Origin of the sequence: Mycobacterium sp. URHB0044, assembly GCF_000620625.1 — a bacterium.
Taxonomy (GTDB): Bacteria; Actinomycetota; Actinomycetes; order Mycobacteriales; family Mycobacteriaceae; genus Mycobacterium.
Map to the genome: position 1 here is coordinate 388,476 of NZ_JIAW01000005.1, position 16,150 is coordinate 404,625.

The window sequence follows — 16,150 nt, forward strand, 5'->3', positions numbered from 1 at the left end:
CTGGGCTCATGACGCGTCCAGGACCGCCGCGCCGCTGGGATCCGTTCCGGCCGCTGGACATGTTGGCCGCGCTCTGGTCGACGGCCGCGGTGGCGCCCGTGAACACCGGTGCGGCGGCGGCCTACCGCACGCTGTTCCTCACCCTGCGCCGCCTCGTCGTCGGGAGGCGGCTGACCGTCCGGCTGGCCGACGGTGACCTGGCCCTGACGATCACCGAGTTCGACTCGCGGCTCGACCTGCGGGGGCTGTCGGTCGGTCAGCTCAACGACGTCCGGCTCGCCGCCCGCGACCTGTACTGGAACGGGCACCGCTTCGAGCGGGCCCGCGCGGTGCTGCACAACGTGCACATGCGCCCGTCGGTGCCGCCGGTGCTGGTCGCCGCACCCGTCGAACTGACCCTGGAACTACCCGCGCCGGTTCTCGACGAGCTGTTCCGCTGGGCCGCGCCGCGGCTGTCCGGCGAGGTCGGACCCGACGGCGTCGCCCGGCTCAGCCTGGCTCGACGTCAAGGCAGCGGCCACGTCGAGGTCGAGACCCGCATCGAGGGGTCCACGCTGTGGATCACGCCACGCGCGATCGTGCGGCGCCGCAGATGGCCGCTGCCGCAGCGCACCCCCGGTTACCCGGTCCGGTTGCCCGAGTTGCCCCGCGGACTGCGACTCACCGACGTCGAGCTGGCGCCCGGCGTCGTCAGGCTGACCGGGACCCTGCCGCAGTGGCGCATGGAGATGCCCCGCGCCCGGCTGGAAGACGTCATCGGCCAACTCAGCACCGTGGGACGTCCGCTCAACCTGATCTGGCCCGGCCGCGACATCTGAGGGTTACTACAGTCTCGATCGTGGTCGACGGTTTCTCGGACGGATATCGCCGGTATGTCGCCCTTGGTGACAGCCAGACCGAGGGGCTGTGGGACGGCGACGACGCCACGGGCGTCTACGGCTTCGCGGATCGGTTGGCGGTCATGTTGGACGCAGTGAGCCCCGGCCTCACGTATGCCAACCTCGCCGTGCGCAGCAGACGGATCCGCGACGTCCTGGACGACCAGCTTCCTGCGGCGCTGGCCATGCAGCCGGACCTGATCACCAGCTGCATCGGCATGAACGACGTCACCCGCCCCGGCCGCTCCTTCGACCGTGCGCTCGCAGACCTGGACTTCTTGCACGATCGGCTCGCAGAGTCGGGCGCAACCATCGTCACCACGACATTCCCGGACCTCGCACGCATCCTGCCGGTGGGGCGCCTCATCGCGGCGCGGGTGGTGCAGATCAACCAGGTGATCAGGTCGGCGGCCACCCGGCACGGCTTCCGGCTGGTCGACCTCTACGGCGCGGCGTCGATGACGGATCCCGCCACCTGGAGCGTCGATCGAGTGCACGGTTCACCGCGGGGTCACGCGCTGTTCGCCGCCGCCGCGGCCGAGGCGCTGGGTCTGCCCGGCAGCAATCACGCCTGGGCATTGGCGGGCCCGAACGTCGTACGACCGGACTTCAAGTCGCGGATGTACTCACAGGCGGCGTGGGCGCAGAATCTGTTGATGCCGTGGTTGTGGCGGCACTTCCGAGGCTTGTCCGGCGGCGACGGCCGGGCTGCGAAACGTCCTGTGCTGGAAGATGTTCAGGGACTCAAGGCCCTGCTCGGTGGCGTGGTGGGGTCAGAAGCCGAATAGGCCGAGCGGTATCGGCGACTCACCGTTGCCTATCGCGGCGACCGCGCCGGGGCAGAAGACGGAGATCGCCAGGCCGGTGAACATGGTGGCCGGACCGAGCGACATCCCTGCGGTATCGGCGACCTGGGCGGCGGCGTCGGCGGCCGTCTGCCCGGGCTCCGAGAGCATCGGGCACACCGACTCACCCAACGCGGCCGTGTCGACCGGATTGGTGACACCGACGCCGGCATTGCTCAGCGCATCGATGAACGCGTCGTCGGTCGGGTCTGCCTGCGCGGGCGCGGCGATCGGCACGGCCAAGGCGAACGCGCCAACGGCGAGGGAGGCAAGGCGAGCGGTCTTCGTGATTCTGCGGGGCACGGGCAAATCGTACGGGCGATGGTGGCCGTCGGCCGAATCACGGACCGGTCCAGACGTCGGCGATCTGCCCGCCGACGTCGATGATCTTGGCCTTCAGCGACTCCGGGCTGTCGATCTCGCCGGACACGTGAGCGGAGATGAAGCGCTTGATCTCCGCGTCCACCCCGGCGACGACGCGCAGCAACTCGGCACGCAGCGTCTTGGACGTGACGTGGATGGCGATGTCGGATGGTCTCGGCTTCTCGACGTCGAGAATCAGCAGCAACGGGGCGGCCGCGAGTGCCGACGCCCGCAGTGCGATCTCGCCGAACACCATGAACCGTGGCTTGTCGATGCGCAGGTCGATGACCATGTCGATCTCGAGGGGAATGCGGATCGAGAACGTGATCGCCTCACCCACGTGGCGCGTCACCGTCGGAGCCTGCACCTTCACCTTCGCGGTGACCTTGGCGATGCCACCGGGCCCCTGCCCCATCGGGCCCATCTCGAACTCGTCGCCGGCGATCGCCGCGATCGCGTCACCGACGCGTTCCTCGGTGACGGCGATCTCGAAGAAGCGGCGGCCGAATTCCTCGTAGGTCAGATACTCGTGGTCAGGCATGGTGTTCTAACCGTCTCACGTCCGTGCAGGCGCCGGTGCACGGCGGCCGAAATCAGCCGACCTCGGTGAACAGCCGGATCCTGCCGATGACGGGCGGGCCCGCGCCCGCGTCGGCGAAGAGCACGTGGCGGCGTCCGCCGGCCTCGATCCCGGCTGCCACCGTGCGGCCTGCGGCGATCAGCTTTCGCGCCTGTCCGCCGGCCAGCACGCCCACCAACTCGGACGCACCCATCCGCTCGTCGTCGCCGAGCGTGATGAGCGCGCGGTCCGAGAGGCGCCGTCGGATCGCGAGTTCGTCACCGGCGCAGGCGGCATCGAGGAATTCCGCCAACTCGCGCTTTCCGCGCGCGCCGACGCCACGAAAACCCGATACGAAGCCCACGGTTCCGCCGGCGCCCTGGTTGGCAAGCAGCGCCCGCGACAGCGACAGGCCCGCGGGCACGGCTGCCGGACCACCCCTGGCGAACTGCATCACCATGGCGGGTAGTTCCCAAAATGCTTGCAACGCCGCTATTTTCAGCGTTCCATCCTCACGTTCGACGTCGTACCGCAGGTACGCGGGGATCCGCATCACCAGCGAGTCGGCCATCGACACCTCGAGTTCAAGGTCGCGGACCACAGTGCTGCCGACGACGACGTCAGCGTCGCGGTGGAACGTGATGTCGCGGGGGCCGATGAACGTGTCGTAGAACCGTTCGATCGCGTCACGGCCGCGGTGCGGGCGGGAACCGACCGGGTCCTCGATCCGTCCGCCGGTAGTGAACAGTCCCACCCAGGCGCGGCGGTCGTGCCGGCCCGCCGCCGCGGGCGACTTCTCGACGGCAGCCAGCAGTTCCGCGCGGGTGGGCGCAGCGCCGGCGGTCTCGTGATGGGGCATCACCACATCGTCCACCAGGGGTGGTGAACCGGGCGAACGTCGTGGCGAACTTTGCTGTTCTCGCGCACACTGGTGACATAACGCGAGCCTGCGTGACCTGCCATGAACAAGGAGGCGGCGATGAGCCAGAACGGACCGTTCGGCATCGACCCCGAGGATTTCGACCGTGTCTTCCGGGAGGCGGGCGACGGGCTGCGCGACGCGCTCGACCGGCTGGGCAAGGGCACCGGCTGGGCCACTCTTCTCGACCAGTTCACCCAGTCGGCGCGGCCCAAGACGGAGCCCGAGACCGCCGGCGAGACGGGTGACGGGGTCTGGGCGATCTACAGCGTGGACGAGCAGGGTGGCGCTCGCATCGAAGAGGTCTATCCCGCCGAACTGGATGCGTTGCGCGCGAACAAGAACAACACCGACCCCACCCGCAAGGTGCGGTTCCTGCCGTATGGCATCGCGGTGAGCGTGCTCGACTCACCCGAATAGGCGGGACCGCGAAAGCGCTCGGCGCCCGGCAAGCACCCATTAGGCTTTGCCGCAACGCTGAGGAAGGTTCATCGACATGATTCGCGCTCTCGTCATCGCCACTGCCGTCGCGGCCGCCGCGGTCAGCCTCGCGCCTGCGGCGGCAGCGGATCCCAGCAACGACTACCCGGACCTTTCCGGCCGGTACCCGTCCGACGTGCCCGGCATGAACTACGACGCCTCCTTGAGCGCGCCGTGCGACAACTACCAGGTGTTCACGTTCGGTCGCGGTCCTGGTGGCGAAGCGTTGGCGTGCCACTGGATTCCGAACCAGTGGCCGCCGGTCTACACCGGGTTCTGGGTGTCGTCGTATCCGCTGTACGGCCAGCAGGACATCGGCGCGCCGTGCCCCGGCCCCAAGTCGGCCGCGCAGGCCCCCGACGGACGTCCGATGGTGTGCCTGGGAGCCCAGGGCTGGCAGCCGGGCACGCTCACGGGGGCCGGGTTCTTCCCCGGCTGACGGGACAATCGACCATACATTCGGCGGGCCGATGTATGGTCGTCGATCGTGAGCGATGTCATGGGTGACGTGAACTTCAATCTGTCCGACGTCTTCGGCACGGTCGCGAGGGCGATCCCCGACCAGACGTTCCTGGTGTGGCGTGACCGCAGGCTCAGCTACGCCGACGTCGACGCACGGGTCGACGGGTTCGCGCACTACCTCGCATCCGTCGGCCTGGGCTGCCACGCCGAGCGCGAGTCGCTCGCCGGGCACGAGTCGGGCCAGGACCACCTCGGCATCTACCTGCGCAACGGCAACCAATACCTCGAGGCGATGATCGGGAGCTACCGCGCCCGGGTCGCGCCGTTCAACGTCAGTTATCGCTACGTCGAGGAAGAACTCGTCTACCTGCTGACCGACTCCGGTGCCAAGGCGTTGGTCTACCCCGGCGAGTTCGCGTCACGGGTGGCCGCGATCCGCGACCGGCTGCCCGACCTCGAAGTGCTGATCCAGGTCGCCGACGGCTCCAACGATGACCTGCTGCCGGGCGCGGTCGACTTCGAGACGATCCTCGCCACCCCGGCCCCACCGCAGGGCATGCCGACCCCGTCCGGTGACGATCTGTACGTCCTCTACACCGGCGGCACCACCGGGATGCCCAAGGGCGTGCTGTGGCGTCAGCACGACATCTTCCTGTCGTCCATGGGTGGGCGACCCTTCGGCGCCGATCAGGCCCTGGCGTCCTACGACGAACTCGCCGCCAAGGCGCGCGCGTCCGCCGGGGCGATGTCGATGATGATGATCCCGCCGTTCATGCACGGCGCTGCCCAGTGGGCCGCGTTCAACGCGATCACGATGGGCGGTCGCGTGGTCATCCCCGACGACGTCGAACGTCTGCGCCCCGCCGACGTGCTGCGGCTCGCCGAACGCGAGCGGGTACTGAGCATCCCCGTGGTCGGTGATGCGATCGCGCGCCCGCTGCTCGACGAGATCGAGTCCGGCGACTACGACCTCTCCGGCCTGTTCACGATCACCAACGGCGGCGCGGCGCTGTCGCCGACCGTGCGGGACCGCATCCTCGCCGCGCTGCCGCACGTCATGCTGCTCGACGCCGTCGGCGCGTCCGAGTCGGGCGCCCAGATGAGCACCTTCACCAGCGCGGGAGCCGAGACGAAGGCCGCGACGTTCACGCCGCAGTCCGACACGGCCGTCGTCTCCGCCGACCTCGACCGCGTGCTGTCCCCCGGCGAGGGGCAGGGCTGGCTGGCGCGCCGCGACCTCATCCCGCTCGGTTATCTGGGCGACGAGGCGAAGACCGCGCGCACGTTCCCCACGATCGACGGAGTGCGATGGTCGGTGCCCGGCGACCGGGCCAACGTGCTCGACGACGGACGCATCGAACTGCTCGGCCGTGACTCGGTCACCATCAACTCCGGCGGCGAGAAGATCTTCGTCGAGGAGGTCGAGCGCGCGATCGCCGCCCACCCGGGCGTCTACGACGTCGTGGTCGTGGGTCGACCGTCCGAACGCTGGGGCAGCGAGGTCGTGGCCATCGTTCAACTCGCCGAGGGCGCGGCAGCCACCGACGAGGAACTCGTCGAGGTGTGCGGGAAGTCGATCGCGCGCTACAAGGTGCCGAAGGCCTTCATCCGCACCGCGAAGGTCGTGCGGTCCCCCGCAGGCAAGGCCGACTACCGCTGGGCCAAGGAACTCGCGGCCGAAGGCGTCAGGTCGGAGTAGCCGGCGAGGTATGCCGTGGTCCGGTTGCGGAACGTCTCGATCGGCGCGACCGGCTCCGATGAGCCCAACGCGGCGAGTGCCTGCGCCTTGAACGCGCACGCCGCGCCGCTGAGGACGTGCTCGACCGGCCGCGCGCCCGTGTCGGCGCCGGCTGGCCACGAGTCGCCCCACAGCGTCACTTCGGTGAGGCCGCGCTTCAGTGCCCGCAGCACGCCGTCGCGGACCTCCGGGTTGGCGGCGACGACGCCAGCCGAGACAGCCAATGCGAGTGCCCGCCGTGGGGCGGATGCATCGTGGTCGGGTTCCTGGAGTTGGGTGTTCAGGCCGAGAATCTTCAGGGGGCGGACGTCGCCGCCTGCGGTGAGGACGACGGTGACGTCCCATCCGCCCATCGCGCGGTCGAACAGCCATCCGCCCGCGGACCGCACGACGTCGGCGACGTCGCATGCCGTGACTCGCAGCTCGTACTTGCCGGGTCCGCCCGAAGCCACCCTGGGCCTGGCGGCACGCGAATTGCGCACCGCGCCACCGTCACCGTCGTGGGTCTCAAACGACTGAGCACTCATGACATTCCACCTTCGAGTGTTCTGTTGCGGATTCTGGGGCCAGCCCCGGCCTACCGAAGAGCGTGACACTTTTACATTGATCTGTAAAGTACCGTTACTGCTCTGAGCCGCCTCACTCGAAGTGCGTGCGGATGCCTGCCAGCATCTCGACGTGTGCAGCGACTGCCTGCCTTACGGTCACCGCCGCCAACGGGCGGGGCGTCTGGATCCGGAGCCGTTCGGTGATGCGCGTGCCATCCCCCACCCCGATGAAGGACACCACTCCGTCCAGCGTGACGCGGGGGAACTGTCGCGCCTCGGTCCGAACGTCGCCGTGCACCGGGACCCACAGCCGCGCGGTGTAGGCGATGCCCAACGTGAACGGCCCGAGGGGGATGCGATCGCGGACCCGGTAGGTCTGGGCATAGCCATCGGCAGTGTCGGTGCGCGCGGTGGACTGCACCGAGACCACCAGCGGGTGGACGTGCTTGATGTTGTCGAGGTCGACGTAGAAGGCCCGGACCACGTCGGGCGGCGCAGGCACCACGTCACTGACGGTGCGCTCCGCGCCGGCGATCCACCAGCTGTTTCCGGAGTTCACCAGGCGAATGTAGCGGTAGCTTGGCGATATGGCGGACGGGCAGGCCGGTGTCGGCCTCGACACACAGTTCTCGCACGTGGTGATCGCAGTCAGCGACATGGACCGCGCGCTCGCCTTCTATCGCGACGTGCTCGGCATGGACATCGTCTTCGATCAGGAGTTCACGGGCGATCCGTTCACTGGGCGCGCCGTCGGCGGTTTGGTGGGAGGTGCCAGCATCGAACTGCTGTATGCCCCGACGCAGGTTTCCGACGAGCGCACCGGCAGCTCGTACAAACCCGTTGGCATGCAAGTACTTTCGTTCTCCGTGCCGGACCTGGACCAAGCTTACGCGGCACTGGAAGCCGCCGTCGGGGATCGCGTCCAGCAGCCGTTCGACGTCGAGGACGTGCGGATGTTCTTCGTCACCGACCCCGACGGCACGGTGCTCGAATTCGTCGAATTTCCGGGTGGTGCACGCAATCCCGCTGAACTGCACCGCGTCGTTCCCGATGGCGAAGCGTGAAACCGGCTTGCACCGCTGAGCATTTCGCACGCGCCACGCTCAAAGACATTGGTATCGAATCGATTTGACTAAGCATTGTCGGGGATGCCTAGCCCGCGAGCGTGCGGATTCGTACGCCGCGACGGCGTGTCGCGTACGACACCGCACATTCGTCCACCGTGGGCCTTCAACCGCTCGGATTCGGCCGTATCCATGCCTGATTCGGCATGTTTCGAGCGATTCAGCCAAGCCACCTCGGATTTGGCCCTGCTGTATCGATTCAGTTCAAGTGTCACTCGTCGCTCGTGTGCACGTTTGGCAACGGCAGACCCACGCACGATGCCATCGCGTGATGGCCATCCGAACGCTTCGCCTGACCTGCGAAGAAAGCAGGTGTGAGCTGGTGTTTCAACGTAATTCGCGGTTCGCTTGATGAAAGTGATTCTGGCGCAGCAACCCTGCTTTGACTGACAAAGTCCTGTACGCGAGAAGGCCAGTCGCCCAACGAGTTTTGTCGATCACGTCAAGTCGTTCTTGAAACGTGATGGCCGCCACATATTTTGGCTTCGAGCAAATTCCATTGCTAGTGTCCGGCCGCATGATTGGAATTGCGACTGCAACGCTGTTCACACTCGTAAACCAGGTTTCGGGTACCCCCTACGTTTCGGGCGGTGACTCGGCGCACGGAACGGACTGCTCGGGTCTCGCGTCCTGGGTGGCCAATGCAGCCACGGGCAGGCCGATCTACGGCGACAGGTTCCACACGGGGAACGAGGAGTCCGCCCTCCTGGCTCGCGGCTTCAAGTACGGCACCGCACCCGGCGCCCTGGTGATCGGCTGGAACTCCGGCCACACCGCCGTGACGCTGCCCGACGGCACTCCCGTGTCCAGTGGCGAGGGCGGCCGTGGCGTCAAGGTCGGCGGTGGTGGCGCCTTCCAGCCTCAGTTCACCCATCACATGTACCTGCCGGTGGCGCCTGAGGCCCTCGACGCGCCGCCCGCCGACGCGCCTCCCCCGCCGTTCGATCCGTTCGCGCCGCCGCCCCCGCCGCCCGCGGATCCGTTCGCCCCGCCTCCTCCGCCCGCCGACGTCGTCACCGTGGGATTCGAGGCGCCTGCGCCGGAGGCCGGCCCCGGCGCTCCCGAGCCGGGCCTGGAGCTTCCTCCTGCGCCGCCTGAGGAGATTCCCGCGCCCGCGCCCGAGCTGGTGCCCATGCCGCCCCCAGAGGCGATCTAGACCCTCTTCCACGGCGGTCCGAGCGCGACCGCCCGAACACCGATTCGATGCCGTGTGCACCTCGTGCACACGGCATCGGTCGTTTCAGCGTCGGTTCGGGCAGCGACACCGCCGTGCGATCCGTTCACTTCGACTCACCACGATTGCAAATCTGGGCGGCCCGAGCCCGGTGGCGCATTGCCCGTCTTCGCCGGGGTTTGGGCTGGTCCGCCCGGGGTGCGGGCGGCGCAATGTCGGAGCGTCGAGATGGCCGCGCCCGACGCCGTCAGGAGGTGTGTGGGAACGGTCTTAACGTGATTGACCAGCCCACATAGACCACCGACGACGAGGAGGGACGTGACTTCCGCGGACCCCACGCCCATCCGCCGTCCGCGCGCGGATCAGGCCCGCCTAGTCGCCGACGTACTCCGCCACCAGATCCACGCGGGCGGCTATCCCGACGGCCTGCCCGCAGAAGGCGAGCTGGCCTCCGAGTTCTTCGTGTCGCGCAACACCGTCCGCGAGGCGCTCGCCGCATTGAAGAACGAGGGCCTCATCGGCCGCGGACCGAAGGTCGGCACTCACGTCGCCGTCCGTAAGTACGACCACGGCCTCGATGCGCTCGTCGGCCTCAAGGCCACCTTCAAGGGATACGGCGAGATACGCAACGAGGTGCGCGCCGCCATGGCGGTGGCCGCTCCCCCCGCGGTGGCCAACCGCCTCGCGCTGCGCCCCGGCGAACAGGTCGTCTTCGTCGAGCGCCTCCGCTTCCTTGGCGATCTGCCGGTGAGCCTCGACATGACCTATCTGGCACCCGACATCGGTGCGGCGGTCCTCGAGCACGCGTTGGAGACCAACGACATCTTCGCCCTCATCGAGGAAGCCACCGGCACGCGCCTCGGCACCGCGGGCCTGGCCGTCGAAGCCGTCGCGGCGGACGCACATACCGCGGCACTCCTACAGGTTCCCGACGGCTCCGCGGTGCTGCTGATGGAACGACTCACTCACCTCGACGACGGCAGGCCCGTCGACCTCGAGTACATCCGAATGCGCGGCGACCGAATCACGCTGCGCGGCAACTTGATGAGAGGTTCTTCATGACGCTGGTCAATCAACGGGTCGACGTCCCGGTCACCATCGACGAATCGCTGTGCATCGAGGGTTGCACGCTGTGCGTCGAGATCTGCCCGTTGGACTCGCTCGCGATCAACCCCGAAAACGGCAAGGCGTTCATGCACGTCGACGAGTGCTGGTACTGCGGGCCCTGCGCGGCGCGCTGTCCCACCGGCGCCGTCACGGTCAACATGCCCTATCTCCTCCGCTGATCTCAGGAACATTCATGAAACGCATACTTGCCGCGCTCCTGACTGCCGTCACCGCCGGTTCCTTGGCCGCGTGCTCACTGGACTCGACGTCGCAGTCGGCAGACACCATCGACGTCGTCATCGGCTACCAGTCCAAGACCATCAACACCGTCACCGCCGGAACGCTGCTGCGCGCCAAGGGATTCCTGGAGAAGCGGCTCGGTGACATCGGCAAGTCCACGGGCAAGACGTACAACGTCCAGTGGCAGGACTACGACACCGGCGCCCCGATCACTGCTCAGATGGTCGCCGAGAAGATCGACATCGGTTCGATGGGCGACTACCCGTTGCTCATCAACGGCTCGAAGACGCAGTCGAACGAACGGGCCCGCACCGAGTTCGTCTCCGTCACCGGATACAGCCCGACCGGCTCCCTCAACATGGTCGTCGTGCCGCCCAACTCGCCGATCCGCACCATCGCCGACCTCAAGGGCGCGAAGGTTTCCGCCAGCGTCGGCTCCGCCGGTCACGGCACGCTCGTCCGCGCACTCGACAATGCGGGCATCGACCCCGCCAAGGGCGTCGAGGTGCTGAATCAACAGCCGCAGGTCGGCGCGTCGGCACTGGAATCCGGTCAGGCGCAGGCACTCTCGCAGTTCGTCGCGTGGCCGGGTCTGCTGGTGTTCCAGAACAAGGCCAAGCTGCTCTACGACGGCGCCGAGGGCAACTATCCCACCTTCCACGGCGTCGTCGTGCGCCGGGAGTACGCGAGTCAACATCCCGAGGTGCTCGACGCGTTCCTGCAGGCGCAACTGGACGCCACGGACTTCCTCAACCAGAACCCGCTCGAGTCCGCGAAGCTCGTCGCCGACGGCAGCGGGCTGCCGCAGGAGGTCGTGTACCTCTACAACGGCCCGGGTGGCACCAGATTCGACACCACGCTGAAACCCTCACTGATACAAGCGTTCAAGGGCGACGTGCCGTACCTGAAGTCGATCGGTGACTTCGCCGACCTCGACATCGACGGCTTCGTCTCCGACGCCGCGATACGCAAGGCCTTCACCGAGCGGAGTCAGGATTACGACGCCGCGCTGAACTCGGCCACCAACCCATCGGCGATCAAGGGCCAGGACCCGGTCTGCAACGTTGCCGTGACCGATCCGAAGCTGGCAGGCGAACTTTGGCTCGACGGCAAGGACGCCACCCAGCCCGCCGCCAACCCGGGCTGCCTGCTGCGCGCGATTCGCGAAGCGACCGCACGCGGCGAACGCGTGCGCGCCGCCTACGTCCCCGACACCGAATTCGGCACGCGGTGGTTCGCCGACAAGTCGATCTGGGTCAGCGACGGCCGCAACCAGCTGCCGTTCGGCACCCTCGCGGGCGCCGAGCGCTACACCGGCGCGCACCCGGGTTCCACCGTCGTCGACTACCAGCAGGCACTGGCTGGTGCGGTGTGACCGCCCCTCCCGCGGTCCTGACCGCCGACGCACCCATCGTCGCCGCACCGAGCACACCGGTTCCTCGGACCGCACGCCCGTCCTGGCATGCGTGGGCCGTGCGCACCGCCTCGGTACTCGCGGCCATCGGACTGTGGCAGCTGTTGACCGCCAACCACGTTCGGCTCTGGCTGCGGTTCGACAACCTGCCGACGGTGACCGAGATCGTCGCGGCGTTCGGCCATCGACTGGGTACCGACGACTACTGGCTTGACCTCGGCCAGTCGCTGATCCGGATCCTCACCGGTTTCGCGATCGCCGCCGTGGCCGGGGTGGTCAGCGGCATCCTGCTGGGCCGATCGAATGCGTTCGCCAACGTGGTCGGCCCGCTGGCCGAGTTGGCCCGTCCGATCCCGGCGATCGCCATCGTGCCCGTGGCGATCCTGCTGTTCCCGTCCGATGAGGCGGGCATCGTGTTCATCACGTTTCTGGCCGCCTACTTTCCGATCATGGTCAGCACGCGGCACGCGGTACGGGCGCTGCCGACCATCTGGGAGGACTCGGTGCGCACGCTCGGCGGTGGACGACTGGACGTGCTGGTGCGCGTCGTCCTTCCAGGAATCCTGCCCGGCGTGTTCGGCGGACTTTCCGTCGGCATCGGCGTCGCATGGATCTGCGTCGTCTCCGCGGAGATGATCTCGGGCCGGCTCGGCGTCGGGTATCGCACCTGGCAGGCCTACACCGTCCTGGCCTACCCAGACGTGTTCGTCGGCATCATCACGATCGGCGTGCTGGGCTTCGCCACCTCCGCAGCCGTCGAACTGATCGGCCGCCGCGTCACCCGCTGGCTGCCGCGCGGCGAGGAGAAGACGCGATGAGCAGCACCGGCATGACCCTCGAATTGCACGACGTCACACTGAGTTACGGCGGTGCGCCGGTGGTCGACGGGCTCGGGCTCACCGTGCGGCCCGGCGAGATCCTCGTGCTCACCGGACCCTCGGGATGCGGGAAGTCGACCGTGCTGCGCGCGCTGGCCGGACTCTTGCGCCCCGACGCGGGCCACATCAGCGCCGACGGCGACCGCGTCACCACTACGTCACGCGACCGCGCAATGGTGTTCCAGGACAACGCTCTGCTGCCGTGGCGCACCGTCCGATCCAACGTCGAGCTCGCCCTGAAGCTCGCCGGTCGCCCGCGCCAGGGCCGCCGCGAGGAAGCGCTGCGCTGGATCGCCGACGTCGGCCTGACGGGCTTCGAGGACTATCTTCCCAAGAGCCTGTCCGGAGGGATGCGGCAGCGCGTCCAGCTGGCCCGTGGGCTGGCCGGCGCGCCGCGCGCAGTGATGATGGACGAGCCGTTCGGCGCCCTCGACACGCAGACCCGGGCGAGCATGCAGCGCCTGCTCATCGACACCTGGCGCGCGCACCCCACGACGGTCGTGTTCGTCACGCACGACGTCGACGAGGCGGTGCTCATCGGCGATCGGATCGCGGTGCTGGGCCGCGCAGGCCAGCCGTTGCGTGCCCTTCTGGAGGTGCCGGAACCGCGCGCGATCACCGATCGCAGCGCATTGCGTGCCGAAGTAATTGCCGCCCTTGATCATTCGGAGCTAGTGAACTGATGGACATTCCCGACCTGGCAGACGCCGTCCGCCTCGACTGTGACGTACTGGTGATCGGCGGCGGCACCGCGGGGACCATGGCCGCACTGACCGCCGCCGAGAACGGCGCCCAGGTACTGCTTCTCGAGAAGGCGCACGTGCGGCACTCCGGTGCACTGGCGATGGGCATGGACGGCGTCAACAATGCCGTCATTCCCGGCAAGGCCACGCCAGAGGACTACGTCGCCGAGATCACCCGCGCCAACGACGGAATCGTCAACCAGCGCACCATCTATCAGACCGCCACCCGCGGCTTCGCGATGGTGCAGCGACTGGAGCGCTACGGCGTGAAGTTCGAGAAGGACGAGCACGGTGAATATGCCGTGCGCCGCGTGCACCGCTCCGGCTCCTACGTGTTGCCCATGCCCGAGGGCAAGGATGTCAAGAAGGCGCTCTACCGGGTCCTGCGGCAACGGGCGATGCGCGAGAAGATCCGCATCGAGAACCGCCTCGTTCCCGTCCGGGTGCTCACCGACGATGACGGACGGGCCGTGGGCGCCGCCGGGCTCAACAGCCGCACTGGCGAGTTCGTCGTGGTCGGCGCGAAGGCGGTGATCCTGGCGACCGGTCCGTGCGGGCGCCTCGGCCTGCCCGCGTCGGGTTACCTGTACGGCACGTACGAGAACCCGACCAACGCGGGTGATGGCTACTCCATGGCGTACCACGCCGGCGCGGAGCTGTCGGGAATCGAGTGCTTCCAGATCAACCCGTTGATCAAGGACTACAACGGCCCTGCGTGCGCGTACGTGGCCAATCCCTTTGGCGGCTATCAGGTCAACGCGGAGGGCGAACGCTTCGTCGACTCCGACTACTGGTCGGGTCAGATGATGTCGGAGGTCAAGCGGGAGATCGAGTCGGCCCGTGGACCCATCTACCTCAAGGTCAGCCATCTGCCCGACGAGACGCTGTCCGCGCTCGAGAACATCCTGCACACCACGGAACGGCCCACCCGTGGCACGTTCCACGCCAACCGAGGCCACGACTACCGCACCCACGACGTCGAGATGCACATCTCCGAAATCGGGCTCTGCAGTGGACATTCCGCGTCGGGCGTGTGGGTCGACGAACACGCCCGCACCACCGTCCCGGGGCTGTACGCGGCGGGCGACCTGGCGTGCGTTCCGCACAACTACATGATCGGCGCGTTCGTCTACGGCGAGCTCGCGGGCCAGGACGCGGCGGCGACGCTCGCCGACGTCCCAGCGCCCCAGTCACTTCCGGACGACCAGATCGCGGCCGCACACGAACTGATCTACCGACCGCTGCGCCATCCCGACGGTCCGCCGCAGCCACAGGTCGAATACAAGCTGCGCCGCTTCGTCAACGACTACGTGGCACCGCCGAAGACCGCGACGAAGCTGTCCATCGCGGTGCAGACGTTCGACCGCATGCGGGACGAGGTCGCAGGCATCGGCGCATCGACGCCGCACGAGTTGATGCGGGCAGTGGAGGTGTCGTTCATCCGCGACTGCGCGGAGATGGCCGCCCGGTCGTCGCTGACCCGCACGGAATCGCGGTGGGGCCTCTACCACGATCGCTCGGACCTACCCGAGCGCGACGACGAGAACTGGCGCTATCACCTCAACCTGCGCAAGGACGCCGAAGGATCGATGGTGTTCCTGAAGCGGCCGGTGGCACCGTACTTCGTGCCGGTGCCCGGGCTCGACGGCATTCCCACCGACGGCGCGGCGACCATCCCGGTTGAGCAACCAGGACTCGTCGGCGGGCAGGCGCCGGCCACCGACCGGACCCGAGTCGACGCGACCACCGCGACACAACCTCCCTCGCCACGCATCGCCGCGGTACTGGCCCTGGAATCTCCCACCGTCGACGACCTGTCGCCGTTCCTGACCGATCCGGATGCCGGCGTGCGACGCACCGCGGTGGACGTCCTCACCGAGCACCTGCCCGACGACTACGGGTCAGCCCTGCTGGCGGCCATGGACGACAAGGATGCAGCAGTCCGTGCGGCGGCCGCCGACGGGGTGCGTGAACTGGTGGAGGTGCTGCCCGATCCCGCAGCGGCGCAACCACTCCTGGGCTCCCCCGACCCCGTGGTGCGTGCGGCCACCGTCTACCTACTCAGTTCACGCCGGGTCGGTGCAGCTGCGCACTTCCGTCGCATGCTCGAGGACCCGGACCACCGGGTCCGCATCGAAGCGGTCCGCGCGCTGGTGTCCGTCGACGACGCCGACGGGGTGAGCGCCGCCCGGTCCGACGACAATCGGGAGGTACGCATCGCCGTAGCCACCGCTCTTGGCACCCTCGGCGAGGGAGCTGCCGCCATCCGCACGTTGATCGCCGATCCGGATCCGTTGGTGCGCGCCGCTGCGCTGTCCGCGCTCGGCACCGGCGCGTTTCCCGAGACGGACCTGGCGGCAATCGAGCGCGGACTGGCGGAATCGGCATGGCAGGTTCGCCAGGGCGCCGTCCGCGCGCTGGCCGGCGTCGGAACGGCAGTTGCCGTAGCGCCGTTGACCCGTGCGTTGCGCGACCCGCACCTCGACGTGCGCAAGGCGGCCGTCCTGAGCCTGACCCGGTGGGCGCCCACCGACGTCGCCGCCCGCGAGGCGCTGCATGCGGCGCTCGAGGACGTCGACGCCGACGTGCGGGCGTACGCGCGGCAGGCCTTGGCCACCGTCGTGGAGGCCAGTGGCGTGGGTGCATGACCGCTCGTGTGAGCGATTGCCACCACGCAT

Annotated in this window: 18 protein-coding genes; 13 read left to right on the plus strand and 5 right to left on the minus strand. The window is 68.3% G+C overall.

The window, feature by feature from the left end; translation table 11 throughout:
- Positions 1–8: 8 nt before the first annotated feature.
- Both N536_RS0113530 and N536_RS38370 read left to right on the plus strand, forming a co-directional pair.
- Positions 9–818 (plus strand): DUF2993 domain-containing protein, encoded by an 810-nt coding sequence (locus tag N536_RS0113530; RefSeq protein WP_029114093.1) that lies wholly within the window; start codon positions 9–11, stop codon positions 816–818.
- 20 nt (positions 819–838) lie between these two features.
- Positions 839–1,666, plus strand: coding sequence for an SGNH/GDSL hydrolase family protein (locus N536_RS38370; RefSeq protein ID WP_036436185.1), 828 nt, complete (start codon positions 839–841; stop codon positions 1,664–1,666).
- Here N536_RS38370 and N536_RS0113540 read toward each other — a convergent pair.
- From N536_RS0113540 to N536_RS0113550, 3 genes are read right to left on the minus strand one after another with little or no spacing between them, the layout of a single operon-like run.
- A complete protein-coding gene (locus N536_RS0113540; RefSeq protein ID WP_369798417.1) occupies positions 1,652–2,026 on the minus strand; it encodes a DUF732 domain-containing protein in 375 nt (124 codons plus the stop codon). The two genes, N536_RS38370 and N536_RS0113540, sit on opposite strands and share 15 nt — an antisense overlap.
- A 37-nt stretch (positions 2,027–2,063) precedes the next feature.
- Positions 2,064–2,627: a hypothetical protein gene (locus N536_RS0113545; protein ID WP_029114095.1), complete on the minus strand. Its 564-nt coding sequence runs from the start codon at positions 2,625–2,627 to the stop codon at positions 2,064–2,066.
- A 52-nt stretch (positions 2,628–2,679) separates the two neighbouring features.
- Positions 2,680–3,504: a ketosteroid isomerase family protein gene (locus N536_RS0113550; protein ID WP_029114096.1), complete on the minus strand. Its 825-nt coding sequence runs from the start codon at positions 3,502–3,504 to the stop codon at positions 2,680–2,682.
- Positions 3,505–3,624: 120 nt separating this feature from the next.
- Between N536_RS0113550 and N536_RS0113555 the strand changes: the two genes are divergently transcribed.
- The 3 genes from N536_RS0113555 to N536_RS0113565 all read left to right on the plus strand — a co-directional run bounded on the left by N536_RS0113555 (position 3,625) and on the right by N536_RS0113565 (position 6,205).
- Positions 3,625–3,984, plus strand: a complete 360-nt coding sequence (locus tag N536_RS0113555) for a hypothetical protein (protein ID WP_029114097.1) — start codon at positions 3,625–3,627, stop codon at positions 3,982–3,984.
- A gap of 76 nt (positions 3,985–4,060) precedes the next feature.
- On the plus strand, positions 4,061–4,483 hold the full coding sequence (locus N536_RS0113560; RefSeq protein WP_029114098.1) for a hypothetical protein: 423 nt from the start codon (positions 4,061–4,063) through the stop codon (positions 4,481–4,483).
- 60 nt (positions 4,484–4,543) lie between these two features.
- A complete protein-coding gene (locus N536_RS0113565) occupies positions 4,544–6,205 on the plus strand; it encodes an acyl-CoA synthetase (protein ID WP_029114099.1) in 1,662 nt (553 codons plus the stop codon).
- Here N536_RS0113565 and N536_RS0113570 read toward each other — a convergent pair.
- Together N536_RS0113570 and N536_RS0113575 are read right to left on the minus strand one after the other, a co-directional pair.
- Positions 6,157–6,771 (minus strand): hypothetical protein, encoded by a 615-nt coding sequence (locus N536_RS0113570; RefSeq protein ID WP_197040129.1) that lies wholly within the window; start codon positions 6,769–6,771, stop codon positions 6,157–6,159. The two genes, N536_RS0113565 and N536_RS0113570, sit on opposite strands and share 49 nt — an antisense overlap.
- Positions 6,772–6,883: 112 nt before the next feature.
- Positions 6,884–7,351: an SRPBCC family protein gene (locus N536_RS0113575; RefSeq protein WP_029114101.1), complete on the minus strand. Its 468-nt coding sequence runs from the start codon at positions 7,349–7,351 to the stop codon at positions 6,884–6,886.
- Positions 7,352–7,379: 28 nt separating this feature from the next.
- Between N536_RS0113575 and N536_RS0113580 the strand changes: the two genes are divergently transcribed.
- The 8 genes from N536_RS0113580 to N536_RS0113615 all read left to right on the plus strand — a co-directional run bounded on the left by N536_RS0113580 (position 7,380) and on the right by N536_RS0113615 (position 16,120).
- A complete protein-coding gene (locus tag N536_RS0113580) occupies positions 7,380–7,856 on the plus strand; it encodes a VOC family protein (protein WP_036436189.1) in 477 nt (158 codons plus the stop codon).
- A 577-nt stretch (positions 7,857–8,433) separates the two neighbouring features.
- The gene (locus N536_RS0113585; RefSeq protein ID WP_036436346.1) at positions 8,434–9,072 is read left to right on the plus strand and encodes a glycoside hydrolase; all 639 of its coding nucleotides are present in this window, start codon (positions 8,434–8,436) and stop codon (positions 9,070–9,072) included.
- A 336-nt stretch (positions 9,073–9,408) separates the two neighbouring features.
- The gene (locus N536_RS0113590; protein ID WP_029114104.1) at positions 9,409–10,152 is read left to right on the plus strand and encodes a GntR family transcriptional regulator; all 744 of its coding nucleotides are present in this window, start codon (positions 9,409–9,411) and stop codon (positions 10,150–10,152) included.
- The gene (locus tag N536_RS0113595; RefSeq protein ID WP_029114105.1) at positions 10,149–10,376 is read left to right on the plus strand and encodes a ferredoxin family protein; all 228 of its coding nucleotides are present in this window, start codon (positions 10,149–10,151) and stop codon (positions 10,374–10,376) included. The genes N536_RS0113590 and N536_RS0113595 overlap by 4 nt, the downstream gene beginning before the upstream one ends.
- Before the next feature lie 14 nt (positions 10,377–10,390).
- Entirely contained in the window at positions 10,391–11,812 is a 1,422-nt protein-coding gene (locus tag N536_RS0113600; RefSeq protein ID WP_029114106.1) for an ABC transporter substrate-binding protein, read from the plus strand.
- A gap of 35 nt (positions 11,813–11,847) precedes the next feature.
- Positions 11,848–12,669: an ABC transporter permease gene (locus tag N536_RS0113605; RefSeq protein WP_051574485.1), complete on the plus strand. Its 822-nt coding sequence runs from the start codon at positions 11,848–11,850 to the stop codon at positions 12,667–12,669.
- The gene (locus N536_RS0113610; protein ID WP_036436192.1) at positions 12,666–13,412 is read left to right on the plus strand and encodes an ABC transporter ATP-binding protein; all 747 of its coding nucleotides are present in this window, start codon (positions 12,666–12,668) and stop codon (positions 13,410–13,412) included. Before N536_RS0113605 ends, N536_RS0113610 begins: the two co-directional genes overlap by 4 nt.
- Positions 13,412–16,120 (plus strand): fumarate reductase/succinate dehydrogenase flavoprotein subunit, encoded by a 2,709-nt coding sequence (locus N536_RS0113615; protein WP_197040130.1) that lies wholly within the window; start codon positions 13,412–13,414, stop codon positions 16,118–16,120. The genes N536_RS0113610 and N536_RS0113615 overlap by 1 nt, the downstream gene beginning before the upstream one ends.
- Positions 16,121–16,150 lie beyond the last annotated feature (30 nt).

What these genes read in the sequence shown, in the direction of transcription:
- N536_RS0113530 (WP_029114093.1), top strand. Translation starts at nt 9, where the DNA reads ATGACGCGTCCAGGACCGCCGCGCCGCTGGGATCCGTTCCGGCCGCTG.
- N536_RS0113565 (WP_029114099.1), top strand. Translation starts at nt 4,544, where the DNA reads ATGGGTGACGTGAACTTCAATCTGTCCGACGTCTTCGGCACGGTCGCG.
- N536_RS0113580 (WP_036436189.1), top strand. Translation starts at nt 7,380, where the DNA reads ATGGCGGACGGGCAGGCCGGTGTCGGCCTCGACACACAGTTCTCGCAC.
- N536_RS0113550 (WP_029114096.1), bottom strand. Translation starts at nt 3,504, where the DNA reads ATGCCCCATCACGAGACCGCCGGCGCTGCGCCCACCCGCGCGGAACTG.
- N536_RS0113610 (WP_036436192.1), top strand. Translation starts at nt 12,666, where the DNA reads ATGAGCAGCACCGGCATGACCCTCGAATTGCACGACGTCACACTGAGT.
- N536_RS0113545 (WP_029114095.1), bottom strand. Translation starts at nt 2,627, where the DNA reads ATGCCTGACCACGAGTATCTGACCTACGAGGAATTCGGCCGCCGCTTC.
- N536_RS0113600 (WP_029114106.1), top strand. Translation starts at nt 10,391, where the DNA reads ATGAAACGCATACTTGCCGCGCTCCTGACTGCCGTCACCGCCGGTTCC.
- N536_RS0113615 (WP_197040130.1), top strand. Translation starts at nt 13,412, where the DNA reads ATGGACATTCCCGACCTGGCAGACGCCGTCCGCCTCGACTGTGACGTA.
- N536_RS0113570 (WP_197040129.1), bottom strand. Translation starts at nt 6,771, where the DNA reads ATGAGTGCTCAGTCGTTTGAGACCCACGACGGTGACGGTGGCGCGGTG.
- N536_RS0113585 (WP_036436346.1), top strand. Translation starts at nt 8,434, where the DNA reads ATGATTGGAATTGCGACTGCAACGCTGTTCACACTCGTAAACCAGGTT.
- N536_RS0113560 (WP_029114098.1), top strand. Translation starts at nt 4,061, where the DNA reads ATGATTCGCGCTCTCGTCATCGCCACTGCCGTCGCGGCCGCCGCGGTC.
- N536_RS0113595 (WP_029114105.1), top strand. Translation starts at nt 10,149, where the DNA reads ATGACGCTGGTCAATCAACGGGTCGACGTCCCGGTCACCATCGACGAA.
- N536_RS0113555 (WP_029114097.1), top strand. Translation starts at nt 3,625, where the DNA reads ATGAGCCAGAACGGACCGTTCGGCATCGACCCCGAGGATTTCGACCGT.